The sequence below is a fragment of the uncultured Aquabacterium sp. genome, assembly GCF_913773725.1.
Classification (GTDB): domain Bacteria; phylum Pseudomonadota; class Gammaproteobacteria; order Burkholderiales; family Burkholderiaceae_C; genus Aquabacterium.
This window is the reverse complement of record NZ_CAJYGK010000004.1, coordinates 1-3116: the sequence shown is the minus strand read 5'-3', so window position 1 is coordinate 3116 and position 3116 is coordinate 1. Positions and strand designations below refer to the sequence as shown.

General features: G+C 63.3%; 3 protein-coding genes and 1 pseudogene. All 4 read right to left on the bottom strand.

The window, feature by feature from the left end; all coding sequences use genetic code 11:
* Window positions 1–63 precede the first annotated feature (63 nt).
* On the bottom strand, window positions 64–891 hold the full coding sequence (gene istB / locus QZ709_RS00205; RefSeq protein ID WP_211922719.1) for an IS21-like element helper ATPase IstB: 828 nt from the start codon (window positions 889–891) through the stop codon (window positions 64–66).
* The gene (locus tag QZ709_RS00200) at window positions 888–1205 is read right to left on the bottom strand and encodes a hypothetical protein (RefSeq protein ID WP_294635414.1); all 318 of its coding nucleotides are present in this window, start codon (window positions 1203–1205) and stop codon (window positions 888–890) included. Before QZ709_RS00200 ends, istB (QZ709_RS00205) begins: the two co-directional genes overlap by 4 nt.
* A gap of 107 nt (window positions 1206–1312) precedes the next feature.
* Complete coding sequence (gene istB / locus QZ709_RS00195; protein WP_251164946.1) at window positions 1313–2080, bottom strand: IS21-like element helper ATPase IstB; 768 nt, start codon at window positions 2078–2080, stop codon at window positions 1313–1315.
* Window positions 2081–2092: 12 nt separating this feature from the next.
* Window positions 2093–2993, bottom strand: a pseudogene (locus QZ709_RS00190) (IS21 family transposase); the annotation flags it as partial.
* Between the last annotated feature and the right edge of the window lie 123 nt (window positions 2994–3116).

Sequence of the window (3116 nt, the reverse complement as noted above, 5' to 3'; positions counted from 1 at the left end):
TGTCAACGCCGATCGAAAATTGCATGGTTGTGGCGCCTGAAAATTGCACGCCCCTCAACTTCATTACTGCGTGACCCTGGTGCGCCGAGCGCGCCGGTTCGTGTCCGATGGGACGAGAAGCTCATCCTGCAGGGCGCGATACAGTTCAGTGTGTTCCCGCATGCGGTAGCTGTTGCCGCGGATGTTGACCAGATGGCAGTGATGGAGCACACGGTCGATGAGTGCGGCAGCCATGACTTCATCACCGAACACCGAGCCCCATTCCTCGAAACCCTTGTTGGAAGTCAGCACGGTCGAGGCGTGTTCGTAACGCCGGTTCATGAGCTGAAAGAAGAGCACGGCACCGGTATGGGTGATTGGCAGATAGCCGATCTCGTCGACCACCAGCAACGCAGGATGGGACAGCACCGCAAGCCGGCGCATCAGTTGGCCGGCGGCCTGTGCTTCTTCGAGCGAGGTGATGAGGTCGATCAGGGTGCCGTAGTACACGCGACGCCCGCGTTGGGCCGCCGCGATGGCCAGGCTGATTGCGAGATGGCTCTTGCCCACGCCCGGCGGCCCGAGCAGGATGACGTTCTCCTTGCGCTCGACGAAGCCCAGCTCGTGCAGGCTCTCGATCTGTTCGCGCTTGATCGATGGCTGGAAGGCGAAATCGAAGCTTTCCAAGGTCTTGACTGCGGGGAGCCTGGACGAGCGCATCGCTGCCTGCAGGCGGCGGTTGTTGCGCAGCATGATCTGCGCCCCCAGCAGGCGCTGGATCGCCTCTGACGCCGTGAGCTGCCCGCCGTCCACATCGCTGAGGATGTGGTCCACTGCCTCCAGCGCGCCGGGCATCTTCAGGTCGGCCAGCATGCCGCGAATAGTTTCACGCGGAGAGTTTGCGGTGTTCATCGGTAACCTCCCGCCAATCGGCCGTAGACACTCAGCGGCCGGTGCTCGACTTGTGGCAGGGGTGCCGGCGTGGTGGCACACGCGGGTTCCTGCACGGCAACCACACCGCGATAGGCTGTCCGTGCCAGGGGCTGCAGCGTGGCCAGCTCGCCGCGCAGGAAACGAGTATCAGGCGCCTCGCCCGTGGTGCGATGGATGCGCCGGTTGGCCTTGTGCGTGACCCATGACAGGGCCTGTGCATTCAGATCGGCGTCGTTGAGGAAGTGCCGGCCGTAGAAAAAGCTCTGCCGGACATAACCGATGGGTCGCTCCACCTTGCCTTTGGTCTGGTGCGTATTTCGGCGAACGTGACCGCCGATTTCGGGAACGTGACCGATTTGGCGAGATAGGCGTTGCGCGGTGTCGATTGTAGGGTTTCGTATCAGTTCTGGTCGAGGTCGGGCTCCAGGATGTTGGGTTTTGGGGATGCTTTTCTGAGCGATTCACCGGTGAGCGTGATCCGGTGATGGCGCTGCATCAGACGGTCGAGCATCGCGTCGGCGATGGTCTCGTCGCCGATCCAGCCGTGCCAGTGCTCGATCGGCAATTGGCTGGTGACGATGGTCGCCTTGCCCGCCGCGCGGTCATCGATCATCTCGAGCAGATCGTTTCGGACCATCGCGTCGAGGGGCGCCATGCCCCAATCGTCCAGTAGCAGGACGTCAACGCGGGCCACCTGCAGCAGCCATTTGGTAAAGCCGCCGTTGCCGTGCAGGACGCGCAGTTCTTCATTGAGCCGCGGCACCCGCAGGTACAACGCCGAGTGTCCGCGCCGGCAGGCGTATTGGACCAGGGCGCAAGCGAGCCATGATTTACCCGCGCCGGTTGGGCCGCTGATGAGCAGGCTGTAGCCGGCTTCGACCCAGTCGCCAAGAGCCAGGCTCGTGAGCGAGCGCGGGTCGACGCCTCGACCGGAACGGGTGTCGAGGTCCTCGATGGCGGCCTGCGGATACTTGAGACGCGCCTGCTTGAGCAGTCGGGTGCGGCGCCGGTCATCACGCCAATTGGCTTCCCGGTCGACCAGCAGGGACAGTCGCTCCTCGAAGCTCAGGCTGGCCGAGCCGGGCTGCGTCAACTGTTCTTCGAGGCCATCAGCGAAGCCCTCCAGCTTCAGGGTGCGCAACTGCGTCAGGGTCTGGTGCATCATCATGGTGGGTTCTCTTTATTGGTAGTAGCTGGGGCCACGTACATGCGCGTGGCTCGGGCTGATCCAGTCGGCAGGCGTTGCCGCCTCAGCGCGATCGCGGTTGTTGATCAGGATGTCGCGCACGTGGCGGTAACGGTGCACGCCCATTTCCAGCGCCAGCGCACACGCAGCTTCGAGACGATCGCGGCCATAGCGCCGAGACAGCGAGAGCAATCCGAGGCACGCCCGATAGCCGTGCTCCGGATGGCGTTGCTCCTGCAGCAGTCGCGTGACGAGCGCGCCGGTTGCCGCACCGATCTGCTGTCCCCAGTGAATCAGCCGCTGCGGCGTCCATTCGAGATGGGCGCGGTGCGCCGCCGGCATGTGCTCGACGACGGTCGTATAGCCCCCCACGCGGTCATTGCGGGCGTGGCTGGCAACGCGCCGGCCACGATGCAACAATTCGACGGCGCCCGCCGTGATGCGGGCATCGAGCTTGAGGCCGACCAGGGCGTGCGGCACGCTGTAACGGTGTTTGTTGATCTCGACGTGATAGTCGATATGAACCGTCACCGACTTGAAGTGCGCCAGCTCATAGGGCTGTGCCGGCAGCGGTTGCAGGGCCGGCGCATCCAGTTCGGCGAAGGCGCTGGCGCGGCATCCGGGCAACTTCTGGAACGGGCGCTCGTTCAGGTTCTTCAGCAGCGGCTGGATCGCGTCATTGACCAATTGAACTGACGCAAACTGATGATGACGCAGGCGCGCCATGATCCAGCGCTCAACCACCTGAACTGCAACTTCTACCTTCGGTTTGTCCTGCGGGCGATATACGCGAGCGGGCAGGAAGGACGTGCCGTAATGACGCGCGAAGTCCAGCACGGTATCGCTGGCGCGCGGCTCATAGCGGTCGGGATCGGCAATCATCGCGCGCGGTGTTGATGTGCACGCAAAACTGACCCACTGCCGTACGTAGTTTTCATCGAAATTTGACCCACGTGTTCCAATGCCTGCTCGATGCCGAGCAGGAGAACCGGAGTGATTACGGTGAACATGTTGGCCA

What these genes read in the sequence shown, in the direction of transcription:
- istB (WP_211922719.1), bottom strand. Translation starts at nt 891, where the DNA reads ATGAACACCGCAAACTCTCCGCGTGAAACTATTCGCGGCATGCTGGCC.
- istB (WP_251164946.1), bottom strand. Translation starts at nt 2,080, where the DNA reads ATGATGATGCACCAGACCCTGACGCAGTTGCGCACCCTGAAGCTGGAG.